At 59.4% G+C, this 19,464-nt stretch carries 7 protein-coding genes; all 7 read left to right on the top strand.

All coding sequences use genetic code 11. From position 1 onward, the window contains the following. Window positions 1-29 precede the first annotated feature (29 nt). The 7 genes from E7002_RS08495 (at window position 30) to E7002_RS08525 (ending at window position 19,213) form a co-directional block, all read left to right on the top strand. The gene (locus E7002_RS08495) at window positions 30-1,406 is read left to right on the top strand and encodes an MFS transporter (RefSeq protein WP_303728466.1); all 1,377 of its coding nucleotides are present in this window, start codon (window positions 30-32) and stop codon (window positions 1,404-1,406) included. Between the two features lie 99 nt (window positions 1,407-1,505). After that, window positions 1,506-2,921 carry a sodium-dependent transporter gene (locus E7002_RS08500; RefSeq protein ID WP_303728467.1) on the top strand — a complete coding sequence of 472 codons (1,416 nt, stop codon included), beginning with the start codon at window positions 1,506-1,508 and terminating at the stop codon, window positions 2,919-2,921. 759 nt (window positions 2,922-3,680) lie between these two features. Next, window positions 3,681-4,226, top strand: coding sequence for a glutathione peroxidase (locus tag E7002_RS08505; RefSeq protein WP_303728468.1), 546 nt, complete (start codon window positions 3,681-3,683; stop codon window positions 4,224-4,226). 204 nt (window positions 4,227-4,430) lie between these two features. Then, complete coding sequence (locus E7002_RS08510; RefSeq protein ID WP_303728470.1) at window positions 4,431-7,292, top strand: SpoIIE family protein phosphatase; 2,862 nt, start codon at window positions 4,431-4,433, stop codon at window positions 7,290-7,292. Between the two features lie 404 nt (window positions 7,293-7,696). Beyond that, on the top strand, window positions 7,697-8,173 hold the full coding sequence (locus E7002_RS08515; RefSeq protein WP_303728471.1) for a hypothetical protein: 477 nt from the start codon (window positions 7,697-7,699) through the stop codon (window positions 8,171-8,173). After that, complete coding sequence (locus tag E7002_RS08520; protein ID WP_303728472.1) at window positions 8,103-16,001, top strand: leucine-rich repeat protein; 7,899 nt, start codon at window positions 8,103-8,105, stop codon at window positions 15,999-16,001. Before E7002_RS08515 ends, E7002_RS08520 begins: the two co-directional genes overlap by 71 nt. A gap of 128 nt (window positions 16,002-16,129) precedes the next feature. Beyond that, on the top strand, window positions 16,130-19,213 hold the full coding sequence (locus E7002_RS08525) for a hypothetical protein (RefSeq protein ID WP_303728473.1): 3,084 nt from the start codon (window positions 16,130-16,132) through the stop codon (window positions 19,211-19,213). The last annotated feature ends 251 nt before the right edge of the window (window positions 19,214-19,464 follow it).

The following is a 19,464-nucleotide window of genomic DNA, read 5'->3' on the forward strand; positions in this document are numbered from 1 at the left end:
CCGCATGTGCAAGTGAGGGATGGAGTGGTATGACTGCCAACGAATCGCGCGGCTTTGGCCGCATTGCTGCCGTGTATCTTATAGGCCTGCTGGTGGGTGGCCTGTACGTGGGGCTTATCGCGCCGCTGCGAACCGTCATTCAGACCGACATGGGAATCGATAATTCCCTGGGCATTTGGATGGTGAACGTCTACACGCTCTTCTATGCTGCAACTATTCCCACGACGGGCAAGCTTGCCGACCGCTTGGGGCGCAAGCGCGTCTTCACGTGGTGCATGGGCATCTTCGCCATGGGCTCCCTTCTGTGCGGCCTGGCCCAGTTTGCGGGTGGCTTCCCACTGCTCATGGTTGGTCGCGTGGTGCAGGCCATTGGCGCGGGTGGCATTATTCCCGTAGCCACGGCCGAGATGGGCGCTTCGGCGCCCGAGGGCAAGCGTGGCATGTGGCTGGGCATGGTGGCTGCCGTGGCGGGTCTTTCGAACGTGGTTGGCGCTGCTGCCGGCAGTGGTATTGTCGCCCTGGTGGGTGCCGAGAATTGGTGCTGGGCCTTCTTCGTGGCCGTTCCCGTTGGCCTGCTGCTCATGGTGGGCGCAAGCGCCTGGCTGCCCAAGCGCGAGGTTGCCCACGAGGGTAAGCTCGACGTGGTGGGTTCGCTGCTGTTCACCGTCATGATTCTCGCGCTGCTCCATACGCTGTTCGCCGTGGAGAATGCGGGGCTGCAGAGCATTCGCACTCTCGTTCCCCTGGCGCTGTTCCTTGTGCTGCTCCCCCTGTTTCGTGCATGGGAGCGCCGTGCGAGCGACCCCATCTTCCATCTGGAATACCTGCATAATGCGCGCATCGTGATTACCATGGTCGTGTCGTTCCTGGTGGGCTGCGTCATCATCAGCATGGTGCTCATTCCCGAATTCGCTGAAGCGGCGCTAGGCCTGCCCCTAGGCTCGGGTGGCTTTTACATGGCCATCATGGGTGTCTTTGCCATCGTGGGCCCGCCCGTGGGTGGCAAGATCATCGATCGCCACGGTGCGAAGCCCGTGCTCGTCGGTGGACTGGGCGTCATGGCCATCGGCTTTGCCATTTTGGCGTTCGTAGTGGCGCCGAACCCTTCCGTGGTGGGGCTTGTCCTGGGCCTGGCCGTAGTTGGCCTGGGCATGGGATTCGCCATGGGCACGCCGCTCAATTACATGATTCTGGAAAACACCTCGGAAGAGGATTCCAGTTCTGCCATCGCCACCATCGCCCTTGTCCGTCAGGTGGGAACGACGGTGGCTCCGGCCCTGCTCATTAGCCTTGCAACTACTGGCATGGGTGGCGTTGGCTATGTGCCTCAGCTTGTAGCGGTGGCGGGGATCAACGTGCTTTCCCTGGTCATCATGCTGTTCTATCGTTCGCCCGAGCGAAAGTAGCCCGCGCGCTCGTACGAAATGCCCCGTGAGGCGCCGACGCATCATGCGTCTCTGGTATCATGTGCGAGTTATTGCATACATACGACGGGGAGTTTGAATATGGAGCAGCATCAGGCTGAAGAGCGCGAGCATTTCGCATCTCGTCTGGGGTTCATTCTGGTTGCGGCCGGTTGTGCCATTGGCTTGGGCAACGTATGGCGTTTTCCGTACATTGCCGGACAGTATGGCGGCGGTGCGTTCATTCTCATCTACGTGCTGTTCCTGGTTATTTTGGGGCTGCCCGTCATGGTGATGGAGTTTGCCGTGGGCAGGGCCAGCCAGAGCAGCACCGCGCGGGCGTTCCATATTCTGCCGTCTAAGTGCGATTTTCGTTGGTTCAGCTGGTGGGGCTACGTGGGTTCCATGCTGTTGCTCATGTTCTATACCACCATCTGCGGTTGGATGCTTGCCTACATTCCACGCCTCGCCTCGGGCGAGTTCACGAATGCGGGCGTGGATGCCGCGGCCGCCTCGTTCGACGCCCTTATCGCCGACCCCGTGCAGCTCGTGCTGTTCATGCTCCTTTCCGTTGCGGTGGGCGTGGCCGTTACCATTGGCGGCCTGCGTAATGGCGTAGAGCGCGTTTCGAAGTTCATGATGGGCGCACTGTTCGTCATCATGCTTGCGCTGTGCGTGCGTGCGGTTACGCTGCCCGGAGCCGATGCGGGCATCGCTTTCTACCTGCAGCCCGATTTTTCGCGCCTGTTTGCGGGCGATTCCCTGCCGGAACAGCTTGGCACGTTCGGCGACGCCGTGTACGCGGCCATGGGCCAGGCGTTCTTCAGCTTGAGCGTGGGCATGGGCGGTATGGCCATCTTCGGTTCGCGCATTGGCAAGGAACGTAGCCTGACGACGGAGGCGCTTTCCGCTACTGGCTTGGATACCCTGGTCGCCTTCATGGCAGGTCTAATAATCTTCCCCGCCTGTTTCGCCTTTGGCGTAAATCCCGATGCGGGTCCTTCTCTCGTGTTCGTTACGCTACCCATCGTGTTCGGCAGCATGCCGCTGGGCAACGTATGGGGTGCGCTGTTTTTCGTGTTCATGAGCTTTGCCGCTCTTTCCACGGTCATTGCCGTGTTCGAGACCATCGTTTCTTGGTGCATGGATCGCTGGGGCATCAGCCGTACGCAGGCCGTTCTGCGCAACGGAATCGCCCTTGCCGTGCTGAGCATTCCCTGCGCGCTGGGCTTTAACGTGCTTTCAGATGTTGTGGTGCCTGGTCTGGGTGACATTTCGTCGGTGGAGGACTTCATCGTGTCTAACAACATCCTGCCCCTAGGCGGCATCGTGTTCGCTGTGTTCTGCAGCACGCGCCTGGGCTGGGGATGGGATCGCTTTATCGCCGAAGCCGATGCGGGCGATGGCATCAAGTTTCCGCCGCAGCTGCGCCTGTGGTGCGCCTGGGGCATTCCCGCCCTCATGATCATCATCTTCATCATGGGGTATGTGCCGAAAATCTCAGCCTTGTTTGGGTAACTCGGTTCCGTCCCGGGCTCGCGGGGGCTGGCGGCCCCTGGGGCACGCCTCGCTCCGCTGCTCGCGTGGTTTCGGCCCCGCGCGGGCCGAAACCTACGCTCGTGCGCTGCGCTGTTCAGCAGTTTTGTACTGGCGCTGCACGGGGTTGGGGCTGGGACGGTGATGCAACTTCGGCTTTGCCTTCGTTGCCTCCCCGTCCCAGCCCCAACCCCGTGAACAGCGCGTTTTGATGGTGTTCACAGGGTGCCCCAGGGGCTGCCAGCCCCCGCGAGCCCCATCCCGAGTGAGGCAAGGCTGCGCTTTTAACCGGCATGCGAGTCGGGGCGGGTCGTGGCGTTTGCCCTCGCTGTTCCGCCCTTCGGGCGGAATGCGCTGCCTCGGGTCGTCGAGGGGCTGTCCCGCTGTCGCGCCCTGCGGGCGGGATGCGTCTTCCCGGGTCGTGGGGTGGGGTGGTCCCGCTGTTCCGCCCTGCGGGCGGAATGCGCCTTTCCGGGTTGCGGGATCTGTCCCGCTATTTCGCCCTATGGGCGAAATGCGCTATCGAGGGCCGCGGGTCCGTCCCGCTGTCCCGCCTTCGGCGGGAGGCGCCGTTGCGGGTTGGGGCGGGTGGTCCCGCTTGTTTTCGGCTGCGCCGAAAACTCGCCTTTCCGGGTTGAGGGGAGGGGCGTTCGTAACCGTTTTGTTATGAGGCGCCGTTTGCATTTGCTGATTCAATTGTGTACAATCGAATTACGCAAAATGGATAGGACGGAGTTTGCTATGGCGAGCATTTACGATTACAGCGTACCGATGGTTGACGGCGGAGAGCTGAAGCTTTCCGATTACAAGGGCAAGGTCATTGTCGTGGTTAACACGGCTACGGGTTGCGGTTTCACTCCGCATTACGAGCCGCTCGAGGCTATGTACGAGAAGTATCATGAGCGGGGCCTCGAGATCATTGACGTGCCGTGCAACCAGTTCAACGGCCAGACGCCGGGTACCGACGAAGAGATTCACGAGTTCTGCTCGTTGAATTACAACACGCAGTTCCCCCAGATGAGGAAGTCGAACGTCAACGGGGAAGACGCGCTTCCGCTGTTCGAGTACCTGAAGAGCCAGCAGGGCTTTCAGGGCTTCGGGCATGGGCCGAAGGCTCTTGCCATGAGCGCCATGCTCAAGGCGATCGATAAGGACTACAAGAAGAATCCCGACATCAAGTGGAACTTCACGAAGTTCGTGGTCGATCGCGAGGGCAATGTCGTTGCCCGCTTCGAGCCCACTGCCGATATGGACAAGCTGGAGGCCAAGGTCGCCGAGCTTATCTAGCCAACAACTCTCGATACCCCTTGGGCGGCTGCGGGGCCCTGCTACCCAAGGCGGATTCTTAAACCGGTCGAGTTCTTCGGCCGGTTTTCTTTTGCCTTTCAAATATGAACAAGGGACGGGGTACGTTCACGCAGATTGACGGGCGCAATGCGCTTCTGGGTTGGTACACTGATAGCAAGGTGTCTGGGGGAAGGGCCGTGCCTTATGGATGCTCTCGTTATTGCTCAGTTCGCGTTTGCCACGTTGTTGCCTGTAATCGCTTGCGTCGGGCTTACGCTTTTGCGCCGCATTCGGTGCGTTATGCGCATCCCGAAGATTTGGTGGCAGGTTATCGCGGGCATCGTGTTCGGCCTCATCGCGGTGTATGGCACCGAAGTCGGCATCCCCACGAATGGCGCCACTATGAACGTGCGCGACGCGGCTCCCCTGGCCGCAGGCCTATTCTTTGGCGGGCCAGCGGGCATTATAGCTGGCCTTATTGGCGGCATAGAGCGCTGGTTTGCCGTTTTGTGGGGCGCGGGGGAGTTCACGCGCCTGGCGTGCACGTTGGGTACCATCGCCGCTGGCGTCTACGCCGCGTTGCTGCATAAATACCTGTTCGACAGCCGCATGCCCTCATGGCCCATGGCGATGGCAACGGGATTGGTGGTGGAGGTCCTCCACCTGCTTCTCGTCTTCCTCACCAATTTCGACCAGTCGGTGCGCGCGTTCCAGGTGGTGCAAGCTTGTGCCTTGCCCATGATCTCGTGCGTGGGCATTTCCGTGGCTCTTTCCGCCATCGCATTGGCTCGACTGAATCACCGGCCTTCGATTATGCCGCGCGGTCAGCGGGGGATTGCCCAGGTCGTTCAAGCGTATCTGCTCGTGTCGGTGTTTGCGGTGTTCGTAATCACCGTGGGGTTCACGGCCATACTGCAGTCGCGTTTTATGTATTCCGACGAGGCATCGCTGTTGCGACTCAATGTGTCGGATGTACGTGGGGCCATTGCCGACGCTTCGGACGAAAACCTGCTCATGCTCACCAACAAGGCGGCGTTGTCCCTGCCCTCGGCGCAGGAGGCAACGAACGAGGAGTGTGCCCGCGTTGCCGATGACCTCGACGTTGCCGAGGTGTGCATGGTCGACGGCAATGGCATCGTAATTGCCAGCTCGAATACCAGTTTCATCGGCTTTGACATGTCATCGGGCGATCAGTCTCGCGCATTTCTGTGCCTGCTTCCCGGGGGCGGCGAAACCGAATACGTGCAGTCGTACCAGCCCATGGCGTACGACGAAACTACATGGCGCAAGTATGCGGGCGTTACGGTCGAAGGCGGCTTCGTGCAGGTAGGCTACGACGCCCAAAACTTCGTTGACGATATTTCCATGCAGGTGGAAGAGGCGGTTCGGAATCGCCATGTGGGAAAAAATGGCCAGGTTGTCGTGCTCGATGCCACGGGCAACGTGGTGAGTGCTGGCAATGACGTGGGGGTGCAGGATGCTCGCGCGCTTTCTTCCGACGCCGATGGCATTCAGGAAGGCGAGCTCTTCGCCACGTCATTCAATGGGGAAGAGTGCTATGCCACGTACGAAGAGGTAGAGGGCTATCGTATCATTGCCGTGCATCCCGCATCCGAAGTACGGTTCTCGCTTGATGTGGCGGTGCTTATCACCTCGTTCATGGAAGTCCTCGTATTCGCCATCCTGTTCCTGGTGGTGTACTTCGTTATCAAGCGCCTGGTGGTGCGCAATATCTGGCACGTGAATGGGGCGCTTAGCCGCATCACGGGTGGCGATTTGAGCACGCAGGTGAACGTGCGTGGCATTACGGAGTTCTCGTCGCTTTCCGATGACATCAACCATACGGTCGGTGCCCTGAAGGGTTGGATTGCCGAAGCGGAATCGCGCATGGATACCGAGCTTGCAACAGGCAGGGCCATTCAGGAAAACGCCCTTCCGCGTGCGTTCCCCCCGTTCCCCGAGATCAAGAAGTTCGACATCTTCGCCGACATGAATGCGGCCAAGCAGGTGGGCGGCGACTTCTACGACTTGTTCCTCATTGGCGATTCGAATTCTGAAGCGGGCAAGCTAGGCTTCGTCATTGCCGACGTGTCCGGCAAGGGCGTGCCGGCGGCGTTGTTCATGATGTCGGCGAAGTCGAAGATTCGCTATTACATGGAATCGGGTATGGAGCTGGGGCTTGCCATGGAAAGCGCGAATCGTGAGCTGTGCGAGGGCAACGAAGCCGGCATGTTCGTTACCGCGTTCGCTGGAGTCCTCGACTATAAGTCCATGCGCATGACCTGCGTTAATGCGGGCCATAATCCACCGCTTGTGCTGAATGACGATTCGTGCGAGTGGCTGGAAAAGCGTTCGGGCTTGCCGCTGGGGCTCTTCGAGGACATGCCCTACATGCCCTACGAGATCGAATGCTCGCCTTCCGATACGTTCCTGCTGTACACCGATGGCGTGACCGAAGCTATGGACGTGGAAGAGAACCTGTATGGCCCCGATCGCCTTATCGACTTCGTGAAGGAGCGCGCGGGCTATTCGCCACGTCAGCTGCTGTGTTCCGTGCGCGCCGACGTCTCGCGCTTTGCCGAGGGCGCCGAGCAGTCCGACGACATTACCATGCTCGTGCTGAAGGTGGGCGTGCCCCCCGAGAGCTTCGAGCAGATTGAGCTGCCTGCTTCCGACGAAAAGCTCGAGGAAGTCGATGAGTTCATTCATCGTAAGCTCGAGGCGCTCGATTGCCCCAGCGCGGTGTGCCACAAGATAGACATTGCGGTTGAGGAGATGTTCGTAAACGTATGCCACTACGCATACCCGCGCGCAACCGAGGACAATCCCGGTACGGTACGCGTGAGCTGCGCATGCAATACGGACCCCGCCTCCATCATGATTTCCATCGTCGATAGGGGCGTATCGTTCAATCCGCTGCAGAAGCCCACTTCCGAAGTGTCCGACGATATCGATCAGGTTTCTATTGGTGGCTTGGGTATCCTCATGGCGAAGAAGTGCGTGGATGAGCTCACGTACGAACGCGTCGAGGGCAAGAATATAGTTCGCCTCGTGAAGCATATTTAGGAGTCGTTCTCGCAGAGTGGTTCTTGCGGCCCGTCGATGCGTTCGGCGGGCCGCAGTGCGTTATGGCCTATTTCGCATCTTGTGTGGGAAACGTGGAGGACTTGCTCGCGCATTTTAGCCCAAAAGGACTTGAATTAGGGCGAACTAACAGTTTAAGAAGTCTAACTTCTGTCAACCCATTCGGATGAGGAATGCGGGAAATGAAACCAGTGGGGTCGTATTGCCTATGAGCGACTCGCTCTTCAACTGGGAAAATGTCGTAAAACAACGCGTTGGTCCGAATGGATTATCCTCCGTAAGCACAAATTAGGCTTACCTACTTTCTTTGGTACCATTCTCGCAAATTTAACCATGGCACCACTGTATCCAGTGGTGCCGCAAGGGGTCCAAAGGAAGGAAAGGGTATGAGGGTACAAGACGGGGATGCAGCCCCGTGGCGTCGCTCCGGCATGCTCACGCGCGTAACCGCTACGGGCGTTGCTGTCATGCTGGCTGCGAGCACTGGCCTGGCCGGTGTGTCATTCGCTGATGAGACTGCGTCCCAAAACGACGTGCCTGCCGAGGCACAGCAGCAGGTGGAAGAAACTGCCGATACGTCCCTGGAACAGCAGCTTACCAAGCTGGGCGCGTCGAGCGCAGACGTTGCTACGGGCAATGCCATCGAGGACCAGACGCCGACGTCTGGCGATAAAGTCACTATCATCGTTCAGCTTGAGGACAACTGGAATTCGGGCGTGCAATTGTTCGGCCTGTCTTTTGGCGCGCCGAGCTCAGAATCGCGCCATGACTCCATGCGCGACGCAATCCGCAATGTGGTTGCGGGGGGAGAGCCAGGGTTCTGGCAATGCAGGTGGCCTGCAGCTCTTTTCCGCGGACGATAGCTCTTCCGACGATTCCATCGAGGAAATTGCCGATTACTACAACGTCATCGACGGCTTCGCCATCAAGGCGCCCGAAAGCGCCCTCGAGGCCATTCAGAATCTCGATGGCGTGAAGAACGCGTTTGTCGAGCAGTCGTATTCGATTCCCTCTGATATGGGCATTCAGTCCACCAATGCGTTGAATCAATCGAGCTTGGACATGACGAATGCCGATGACGTTGCCTATCGCGGCGATGGCCAGACCATCGCCATCATCGACAGTGGCCTGCAGATTGACCACGAGGCTTTTGATGGCGATATGAGCGGTGTGGATGTTGCTTGGACGGAAGACGAGATCAACGCCGCCAAGACGAACCTCGCCGCTGGCAAGTCGGGCGTGTACACCGACAGCAAGATCGTGTTTAGCTACGACTACGCGGACAACGATAACGAGGTTACGCCTGGCACCTATACCGACCTTACGCATGGCACGCATGTGGCCGGCATCGCTGCCGCAAATGGCGGCCAAATCGAAGGCGCCGCCCCCAATGCGCAGATCATGATGTTCAAGGTATGCGACGACCTGCAGGGCAACATCTACGACAGCAACTTGATTGCCGCCATGGACGATGTAGCCGCCTTGGACAAGGCGGGCGAAGCGAGCGGCAACAACATCGATGTCGTGAACATGTCGCTCGGCAGCGACAATGGCTTTGGTGCCGAGGGCTCTCGCCAGACGTATGCCGATGCGGTGAACGCTCTGGAAGACCAGGGTATCGTGGTGAACGTTGCTGCTGGTAATGCGTATAACGCGGCCTACGGGAACAAGTCCGGCGAAAATCTGCCGTACGCGACCGACCCCGATGCCGAGATCATTTCCTGCCCTGCGTCGTTCGACAACTCCTTTGCCGTGGCAAGCGTGAACAATGCGGAGGGTAGCTCGGTATTCTACTTCGCCGACGAAAAGGTTGCGTATCGCGACGTTACCGCGCAGGATGGCACCGAAGTTCCCCTGTTCAACGCTTTGGATGAAGGCTCCTACGATATTGTCGACGGCGGCATTGGCTCCGCGGCCGACGTTGCTGCGCTTTCCGAAGCGCAGGGCGGAACGCTTGCCGGCAAGATGGTTCTCATTCAGCGTGGCGGCGAGGATAATGGTGAAAAACTCTCCTTCGAGCAGAAGCTCAAGAACGTTGCGTCGCTGAATCCCGTAGCCGTCGTTTTCTACGATAACGCGTCTGGCACGAACCAGAACTTCGGCTTTACCACCGCCCAGGAAATCCCCTCGGTGGGCATTTCCCTGGAAGCTGGCGAGAACATCAAGCAGGCGATCGAGTTTGGTTCCGCCCAGATCAAGGTCGTGCATGACGCAAAGGCCGATTCGGCAACGTTCGAAAACTACGTCATGAGCGACTTCAGCAGCTGGGGAACCACCCCCGAAATGGACATCAAGCCCGAAATCACCGCTCCGGGTGGCAACATCTACAGCTCGGTGAGCGGAAGCAGCAATGCCTATGCGTACATGAGCGGCACGAGCATGGCCACCCCTCAGATGGCCGGCATTACCGCTCAGGTGCATCAGTACATCGAAGCGAATCCCGCGCTTTCCGGGAAGTCCCAGGACGAAAAGAATAGCCTGGTCAGCCAGCTTCTCATGAGCACCGCACGCCCCATCGTGAACAGTGCGGATTCCGCGAGCTACTACTCCCCGCGCAAGCAGGGTGCTGGCTTGGCGGATGTGGAAGCTGCGGTATCTACTCCCGTGTACGTAACCGTGGACGGCGCGAAGGTGGCCGATCGCCCGAAGGCCGATTTGGGCGAAAGCTCGACTGGCACCTGGAGCTTCAAGGTTACGCTGCATAACTTCAGCGATTCGGAAGCTTCCTATACGCCCGATACGCACGCCATTTCCGATACGGTGGCGAATGGCCTGTTCCAGCAAGCCAGCAAAGACTGGACGGGTGCGGGTATCGACGTGAGCTACACGGGCCTTACCGATGGTGCCGTGGTTGTACCCGCCAATGGCTCCGCCTCCTACACGGTGAACATCTCCTGCGGTTCCGCATTCACCGAGTGGGCCGCGGCCAATACGCCCAACGGTACGTTCGTTGAGGGCTTTGCTCTGCTGAAGGCTGCCGATGGCTCGGGTAACCCCGATCTGTCCACGCCGTTCTGCGGTTTCTACGGTGACTGGGATGCCGTGCCTGCGTTCGACTCTGATAGCTATAGCTCTACCTCCAAGACGACCATCAACGGGGAAGAGGTAGTTACGGGCTCCCATGTGATTGGCACCGCCCTTACGAGTGGTACGACCAACCTGCCCTTGGGCATCAACCCGCTGGATAGCGGCACGAGCCTGGCGGTTGATGGCGACTACTCCAATTTCGTGCATCAAGGCAAGCAGGTTGTTTCGAGCACGCCGTACTCTTCGAGCCCGAATAGCGCCAGCCCCATGACGGGCCTGCGCCGCAACCTGAACGAGTATACGGTGGAATACACGAACGAACAGGGCGAAGTCGTTCGTTCGTTCGATCAGGACTATCAGGTGAAGTCGCGTTACGCTTCCAACTACGGCATGACCTATGGCGAGCAGTGGACGGGTCCGTTCGCATTCTCTGGCCAGGACGAGGATACGGGTAATTACCTGCCGCAGGGTACGTACACCATGACGAAGACGGCTACCACTGCCGGCGGCGACGGCAGTGCCGTTCAGAAGCAGACCGATTCGTTCTATTACGATACGCAGGCGCCGGTTATTTCCAACATCTCGTATTCCGGCCAGGGCGATGAGCGCGTGCTGAGCTTCGACGTCACCGATAATAGCTGGCTTGCTGCCGTGCAGTTCTACGACACCGTGCACCAGGGTTACTTCCTGCGCCAGCTTGCCGACGACAAGGATGGCAATGGCAGCGCCACGGCGGATGAGGCGTCGGAAGAGCAGTACGTCACGAACGAGGACGGCACGCGTACCTGGCATTTCGATATCCCGATTAGCAACCTGCGTTCCGCGTGGCAGGGCGTTGCCGACGAGGCGTCTCTTGTTGACCCGATGCCCGATACGGTTGCGCTGTATGCGTACGACTACGGCCTGAATGGTGGCTCGCCGGAAACGATCGTCATCAATCAGATCGCTCCTACTGCTGTTGACATCACGCCTGACGAGAACACGCTGTACGAGGGTCAGAGCGTGACGCTTTCCAGTGCATTTACCCCTAGCAACGCAACGGAAACGGGCATTACGTACGAAAGCGCCGACTCTTCCATTGCTTCGGTTGACAACAAGGGCGTTGTGACGGCTCATGCCAAGGGCGACGTTACCATTACGGGTACGTCGACGTACGATGCTTCCGTGTCCGATACCGTTACCGTGCATGTATCCGAGGTTCCCGAATCGGTGGGCATTGCGATGCAGGCGAACGAGGCTACGGTCTCGTTTGGCGCGGATTACGATGCCAAGGTCGTCGTGTCTCCTGCGTATGCTTCCGATAGCATCGAGTGGAGCAGTAGCAATGAGTCGATCGTGACGGTCAAGGACTCTTCTGATGCATCCGCAGGTAGCGATAACGTTGCTACGGGTACGATTACCGCTGGCAATACCACGGGTAACGCAACGCTTACTGCTACCTTGACCCATGTTGATGCGGCGACGGGAGAATCCTCCACGTACACGGCGAACATGACTGTGAAGGTGCGTCAGGACAACTACGGCGATTTCGTTATCGACGAAACGTACCCCGAAGGTCCGCGTTTGCTGTACTACGGCGGATCCTTGCAAAACGTGACCATTCCCGACAATGTTGAGGTCATTGGGCCCCAGGCGTTTGCCGAGACGGGCTGCCAGACCGTAACCGTTCCCGCAAGCGTGGAGAAGATCGAGTACGGTGCGTTTGAGCACATGCCCAACCTCACGACGGTGAACTTCGAAGATTCCGATACCAACCCCAGCCGCCTGACCACGATGGAAGACAATGTCTTCTACTACGATCTGAAGCTGGACGAGATCACGCTGCCTCGCAATCTGGTAAACCTGGGCAGTGGCACGTTCAATACCTCGAGCGTGAAGAAGGTTACCTTCCCCTATGGCCTCACGAAGATTCCTGCTCAGACGCTGTACTACTGCTCGGTTCAGGATGTCGTTATGAGCGATGCCGTAACGGAGATTGGCGACCAGGCGCTTAGCTCCGATGGCTCCCTGGGCTCCATTAGCGTGGTGAAGGCCGATGGCTCGGTAGTGAATGGCCAGCTGCCTTCCGCCCTGACCACTATTGCGGATAGCGCCTTCTCGGGTACGAGCCTTGGCAATATGGACATTACCTTGCCTTCGGGCGTGAAGAGCGTGGGCGTTATGGCCTTCTCGAGCGTATCCAGCAAGAACATCACGCTCAATGACGGGCTGGAGACGATTGGCACGGGAGCCTTCCAGGCGTGTGGTGCGTCCCAGATGGTCATTCCCGATAGCGTGACGAGCGTGGGAGAAAGCGCATTTGCCAACATGAGCAATTGCAGGTCGATTACCGTGGGCGCTGGCGTTCCGGCCGATTCCTTGGAAAAGGCCTTCGCCTTCAACCTGAATTGCGCTGAATACAAGGTTTCCCCTGCTACGACGAATTACAAGGTGGTAGACGGCGTGCTGTTCAGCGGTGACGGCAAGACGCTCGTGACCGTGAACGAGGGCGCGAAGCGCTCGAGCTACGATGTGCCCGCGGGTACCGAGCGTCTGGGCGATTATGCCTTTGCCTCTACGTCAACGCAGCATGTCACGTTCCCCGAAGGCCTGCGTGAGATTGGCGCGGATTGCTTCGTGGAAGGTTCGCTGAACGAGCTTGACCTGCCGAGCAGCATGGAGAGCATCGGCAACGGTGCGTTCCAGAACAACCAGTTCCTCACCAGCGTAAAGGTGGGCGGTACCAAGCATATCGGTACGTACGTGTTCTACAACTGCCAGAGCCTCACGTCCTTTGACTTCGGCACGCGCCTGGAGTCCATTGGCGATGGCTCCTTCGGCGAGGACAGGGGCTTTACCGAGTTCGTCTTCCCCGATACGCTTACGTCCATCAGCGGTGGCTGCTTCGCCAACATGCCTAACCTGAAGAAGATTCATATCGGCGCGGGCATGACCGGTTCGATGGCGGGCGCCTTCACGGGTGACTTCGCCCTGACCGAGATCACCGTATCCGAGAACAACCCGGTCTATCATGTCGTCGACAACGTGCTGTATGGCGAAATGAGCGCTGAGGTCGACCCCCAGTATCCTGGCAAGCACCTCATTCTGTCCCTGCCCTGCAATACCTTCACCGAGTACACGGTGGAAGAGGGTACGGTATCCATTGATGAGCAGGCGTTCCGCGGAAATAGCTCCCTGCGCAAGGTTACGCTGCCCGAGGGCATTCGCAACCTGGCCACTGGTTCGTTCAACAGCTGCTCCAACCTCGAGGAAATAAACTTCCCCGAAAGCCTGGAGCATGTGACGGGCTTCTACAGCACTGACAAGCTCACCACGGTCGATATGGCCAGCATCGCGTATATCCCGAGCAATTCGTTCATGGGCAACATGCCCGAACATCTGGTTGTTCGCAATGGCAAGACGGGCTCGATGGTCACTGAAGACAATTTCTTGACCAAGGGCGAATTCCCGACGGGTGCGTTCTTCGACAGCATGGATTACAGCGGGTTCGAGGGCATGCGCTCCGCGTACTTCGGCGAGGGCATGAAGACGGTTTCCATCGTGTATGACGAGGCGCCGAGCACGCTTGTTCTGCCCGCGAGCCTCGAATCCCTTGAACTGTCTTCCCCCACGGGATCCAACATGCTCTCCTTCAAGGTGTATGTGCCCAAGACCGACGCCGAGGGCAATGTGACTTCTGGTTGGACGACGGCGGAAAAGACGCTGAAGTCGATGGGCGTCAGCACCACCCACTTGGTTGATTATCAGCCGCTGTCCGCGACGCTGCATGTTGGTGAGCCCACGAGTGGTGGTACGGGCGAGGAAACCGGCGACGCGAAGACCTACGCGGTAGGCGTAAGCTGGTACAAGACCGGTACCGACGATACGTCTTCGGTGGGCAATTACCTGGGGTCCTCTACGACTGCCTTCCCGAATGGCGACGGAACCTATACCGTAATCTTTGCCCCGAACAGCATGTATGCCGACATGATCATTGGCATGAGCATCGGCGGTGCGCCCATGGAGAAGGATGGCGATAACTACTTCGCCACGCTCACGGCTGAGCAGCTGCAAAGCCGCCAGGTTGTCGATTTCTCGCTGTCGTACTCCGGCGTCACCACCAAGCAGAGCTGCGATGTCGAATTCGACCAGCAGGCTGTTGCCAACATGATCTCTGCTTCCCAGAACGGCACTTCGTCGACGGGTCTTACGGTCGCATCTGCTACGTCCGAGGATGCCGTTGAGGCTGGCGGCGTCGTGAAGCCTGGCAAGAAGCAGAAGGTGTACGTGGACGTTTCGGGCGGCGTTGCCGGCTCGAAGGAATATCGCTTCGTGAGCACGCTTCCCGATGGCGAGACCATGACCATTCAGAATTGGTCCACGTCTAACGTGTGCGAGAACTGGACGCCCATCACCACGGGCGAGACGCTTACCGCCGAAGTGCGCGATGCGTCGTGTCTCACCGTGGAAACCGCAGGTGTCGTGAAGGCCATGACCGCCGCCGCAAGTGACGACCTTGCCGCGCTGCAGGCCGACCTCGAAGTGGCGAGGGCCATGGAGCAAGGCACGTCGAGCGATAGCGCCTTCCAGACGCTGCAGCAGGCTATTTCTGACGCCCAGGCCGTTGCCTCCAACGACAACGCGCAGGGCTCCGACATCAAGTCTGCCCAGACTGCGCTGCAGCAGGCCGTTGCCGCTTTCCAGCTGACTGCTGGATCGGGCACGGTAGAGGATGCCATTGCCGCCCTGCCGGAAGCCGATGCGGTAACCGCTGCGAACGGGGCCGATGTCAAGGCCGCGCAAGATGGTTACGCCTCGCTGTCCGAGCAGGCGCGCGCTGCGGTCTCGGCCGATAGCGTTGCCAAGCTCGATGCCGTGGGCGCTGCGTACGCCACGCAGCTGATCGCCAACTTGCCCAGCACTCTTGGCGCTCAGTCTCAGGCAGACGTCATTGCTGCCCGTGCGGCATACGAGGCCCTGTCCGATAACGCCAAGTCGTACGTTTCCGCTTCCAGCTTGCAGGCCTTGCAGGCTGCCGAGGCTGCAAGCGTCGAAAAGGGCGTGCTTCGTGGACACATCGAGGAAGCGCGTGCTATCCAGCAGGGTGACAAGACTGATGCCGCATACGCCGCACTGCAGGCCGCCATTGCCGCTGCCGAGTCGGTGGCGTCGAGCTCCAGCGCAACTCAGGCGCAGGTGGATGCTCACGATGAGATGCTGGTAAGCGAAATGGCCGCCTTCAACGAATCGGGTACCGTGGCTCCGGCGAAGGTTGAGACGTCCGAGATGCTGCGTCTGTACAACCCGAATTCGGGCGAGCACTTCTATACGGCCGTTCCCTCCGAGCGCGATACGCTTGTGAAGGCTGGCTGGCAGTTCGAAGGCAGCGCCTGGAATGCCCCGGTCACCAGCGATACGCCGGTCTACCGCCTGTATAACCCCAATGGCGGCGACCACCATTACACGGTGAGCGAGGAAGAGATGAAGGGCCTTGTGGCGCTCGGCTGGAACTACGAGGGCATTGGCTGGTACTCAGACGATGCCCAGGGTACGCCGCTGTTCCGCCTGTATAACCCGAATGCCTCCTCCGGTGCGCATCATTACACCGTCAGCAAGAGCGAAGCTGAAATGCTCGTTGCCGCCGGCTGGAATGATGAGGGCATCGCCTGGTACGGCGTGAAATAGCGAATTGGGCGGGGTGCGCATGCGCGTGCCCCGCCTTGTTCCTCCTGGCCCACGTCAAAAGGCGCGGGCCACTTCCATATATGCGTAAAGGCGAGGCGCGTGGGCGTCTCGAGGGAAAGGAAGGTCTTATGCAAACTAACGTGGGAATGAAATATGGGGGAGTGAAGGGCGGTGCGCTGGGCGTTGCCGTCTTTGTGCTTGCCCTGTTCGCCCTGCTCGTAAGCGCCCCGCAGGCGTGGGCTGCTACGGCGCTCGACCAGGATTGGTTCGATGGCACCCTATGGAGCAATCCCAAGTACACGGGTTCGGAGATTCGCCCCTTCGACTCCGACATCTACACCGACGACTTTTCCCTGCTCACCTTGGGCAAGGATTACACCATCACCTATTCCAATAACGTGAATGCCGGAACGGCTACGTACACTGCCGTTGGCATGGGCGATTACGAGGGAACCGTTTCGGGTGAGTTCACCATCGATGCGGTGAATATCGATCCCAACGCCTACGAGGCGACGTTGTCGCTCGAGGGTGGTTCGAAGTTCCTGGCAACCGGCCAGGCCATCAAGCCCGTTCCCGTGCTCAAGCTCAACAGCAACAATAAGGCGCTTCCTGCAGCCGATTACGCGGTGACGTACACCAATGAGGCGGGGGAACAGGTCGATCCGGTTGCTGCCGGTTCGTACACCGTTACCCTCGTGTCGGCAACGGGCAATCTTACGGGCACGGTTTCCACGTCGTACAAGATCCTCGATGATCCGATCTCGCTCGAGGGCGCTACGGTTACGGGCGTCGAGAACCAGCAGTATCAGGGCGGCAGCCCCGTAACGATCCCCTGGCTTTCCATCGAGGTGAATGGCGAGTACCTTACGGAGGGTATCGACTATAGCGTTGCGTACGAGAACAACACCGAAGTGGGCAAGGCGAAAGTCGTCATCACCGGCATGGGCGTATATGCGGGTAGCATCGAGCAGGAGTTCGAGGTGACCAAGTGCGACATCAGCTCGCTGGTTGCGTATGATTCTCCGCTTACGGGCCTGTCTAACTTGGCGTCTCGTCCGTATACTGGGTCGCCCATCGAGCCAGGTGTGCGCATTGTAGCGGGCGACTACACCCTGCAGGAAGGCGTTGACTACACGGTTTCCTACGCGAACAACGTTGATTCCTGGCTGCCGGATAACCTTCTGCTGAATGGCGCTACGGCGGGCGATCCCGAGAAGCGCCCGACGGTCATTATTACGGGCATGGGCAATTTCGAGGGCACGATTAATGCCGAGTTCACCATTACGCCCGACACCGTCGACCTGGCGAAGGCCAACCTGCGTGGCTATTCCCCGCTCACGTACAACGGCACCGCTCAGGCCCTCACGCTGGCCGATTTCGACTTCCATTATGTCAATACGTACGGCGATTTCGCGTCGATGGGCTTGGAAGAGGTTCATATGACGGTCACGTACAAGAATGCCGATGGCGAGGAGATTTCCGCTGATCAGGTTGTCAATGCTGGCTCCTACAGCGTTGTGTATACCGCCGTTGGCGGCGACGGCTTCACGGGCTCGAAGGAAGCTTCCTTCTCGATTGCCCAGCTGCCGTTCGACGACACGAACATTTCCGTTGTGGTACCCGACCAGGTTGCTGGTTCTGTTGACGTTCATCCCGTGCTTACCACTACGGTGAACGGCGCGGAGTACACCCTACAGGAGGGCGTTGACTACACGGTAAGCAACGTCAAGGCCTACGAGGCGGGCGGCTCCGTAACCATCGCGTCCACCAACGCTAACTTTGCTCAGGGTAGCATCACGACCACGTTCGTAGTGGCGAGCCAGGAGCAGGTCGATGCGAGCAACGCCCTGCTGGGCGACATTGCTGCGGCGGAAGACCTGGCTACGAGCGAGCTGCAGCCTATGGGCGCATCGCTGCTGACCAAGGCGATTTCTGAAGCCAGCAGCGCCCTGGAAGACGAAGACCGCGATGCCGAGAGCCTGAAGGCTGCCGACGATCGCCTGAAGGCGGCTGAGCAGGTTGCTACGGCGCTTACGGGTTCGGTAAAGTCCACCTGGTACACCACGGGCACCTACGAGGGGCTCTCTTCGCAGAGCGTTTCCATGGCCAATGGTTTCTCCACGGGTGAACTGGGTCTTTCCGAGGTCGATTCGGACGGCAAGGTTATGGCCGTAGTTGCGTTCAATGACAAGGGTGCTTCCCTTATGAAGGGCCTTTCCGTTGGCGGCGTTGCTGCTGATGAGGTTGCCTCTGGCTATTGGGCTGCCATGGTGGACGAATCCGCCCTGCATGCGGTGACCCCGGTTGCGTTTACCTATCAGGCAGGTCCTACCATGCGCACTGACTCTGCCGATATGGTGGTTCAGTTTACGTCTTCCGCGCCTATCGCCTTCGTGAAGGCGAGCGACGGCACGGCGTCCATGGCCGGCAAGTTCATTGAGGCCGAAGCAACGATTACCGAAGCGGCTGGCAACTATGCCATCGACATCACGCCTACTGCCGAAGGCAATGGCTATATTGCCGGCGTAACCTATGGTGCCGACCATGTTGCTGCCGAGAATGTTGCGGCTGAAGGCGCGACCGTCAACACGTTCCGCGTGGTTGCCTCTTCGCTGGATGCGATGATTCCCGTTACGTTCTCCATCACCATGATGCCGAATCCCACGGATGCGTATCTGGTGGTCAATCCTGGCGACCTGAGCAAGGCCGTTGTTTCCGTGGCCGATCAAACGACGACGGGCGAGGCCCTTACGCCTGACGCTACGGTGACGTTGGATGGCGAGCAGCTTGTTGCTGGCACCGACTACGTCATTGAATTCGCCAACACCGAGAAGGCGGGTACTGCCACCGCTACGGTGACGGGCATCAATCGCTTCGTGGGCAGCTCCACGACGGCGACATTCAACGTTGTCGACCCCACTCCCGAAGTGGCGACCGTTGCCATGAACCGCCTGTACAACCCCAACGGCGGTGATCACCACTACACCATGAGCGCCGAGGAGCGCGACTGGCTGGTCTCGCTCGGCTGGAACTACGAGGGCATCGGCTGGTACTCCGACGACGCCCAGACTGTCAAGCTCTACCGCGAGTACAACCCCAACGCCCAGTCGGGCTCTCACAACTACACCACCAGCCTCCAGGAGCACAAGAATCTCGTGAAGCTGGGCTGGCACGACGAGGGCACTGCCTGGTATGGCGTAGCTGCAGGCTAACCCTCTCGGGCTGGGTTTTCCCATCCCGGGGTGCGGGCGGCGGGGCGCATGGCCCATCGGGGCACCGCTCCGCTGCTCGCCCGGCGTGTTGCTGCGCCCGTAGGGGAGCGCGAGGTTATTCCTCGCGTTCCCCTTCGTTTGCAGGCGGGTGCGCCGGGCTCGTGCGCTGCGCTGGTTCATGCCTTTACTGCGCGCTGCCCGGGGTTGCCCGCGGATTTGCGTGAGGCTTCGCCTCCCGCTCTCCGCGGGCA

It is taken from the genome of Denitrobacterium detoxificans (assembly GCF_015062615.1).
In the GTDB taxonomy this organism is placed as follows: Bacteria; Actinomycetota; Coriobacteriia; order Coriobacteriales; family Eggerthellaceae; genus Denitrobacterium; species Denitrobacterium detoxificans_A.

Bases quoted from the DNA above. Each gene is read 5' to 3' on its own strand.
- E7002_RS08520 (WP_303728472.1), top strand. From the start codon at position 8,103: ATGTGGTTGCGGGGGGAGAGCCAGGGTTCTGGCAATGCAGGTGGCCTG.
- E7002_RS08495 (WP_303728466.1), top strand. From the start codon at position 30: ATGACTGCCAACGAATCGCGCGGCTTTGGCCGCATTGCTGCCGTGTAT.
- E7002_RS08510 (WP_303728470.1), top strand. From the start codon at position 4,431: ATGGATGCTCTCGTTATTGCTCAGTTCGCGTTTGCCACGTTGTTGCCT.
- E7002_RS08500 (WP_303728467.1), top strand. From the start codon at position 1,506: ATGGAGCAGCATCAGGCTGAAGAGCGCGAGCATTTCGCATCTCGTCTG.
- E7002_RS08525 (WP_303728473.1), top strand. From the start codon at position 16,130: ATGCAAACTAACGTGGGAATGAAATATGGGGGAGTGAAGGGCGGTGCG.
- E7002_RS08505 (WP_303728468.1), top strand. From the start codon at position 3,681: ATGGCGAGCATTTACGATTACAGCGTACCGATGGTTGACGGCGGAGAG.
- E7002_RS08515 (WP_303728471.1), top strand. From the start codon at position 7,697: ATGAGGGTACAAGACGGGGATGCAGCCCCGTGGCGTCGCTCCGGCATG.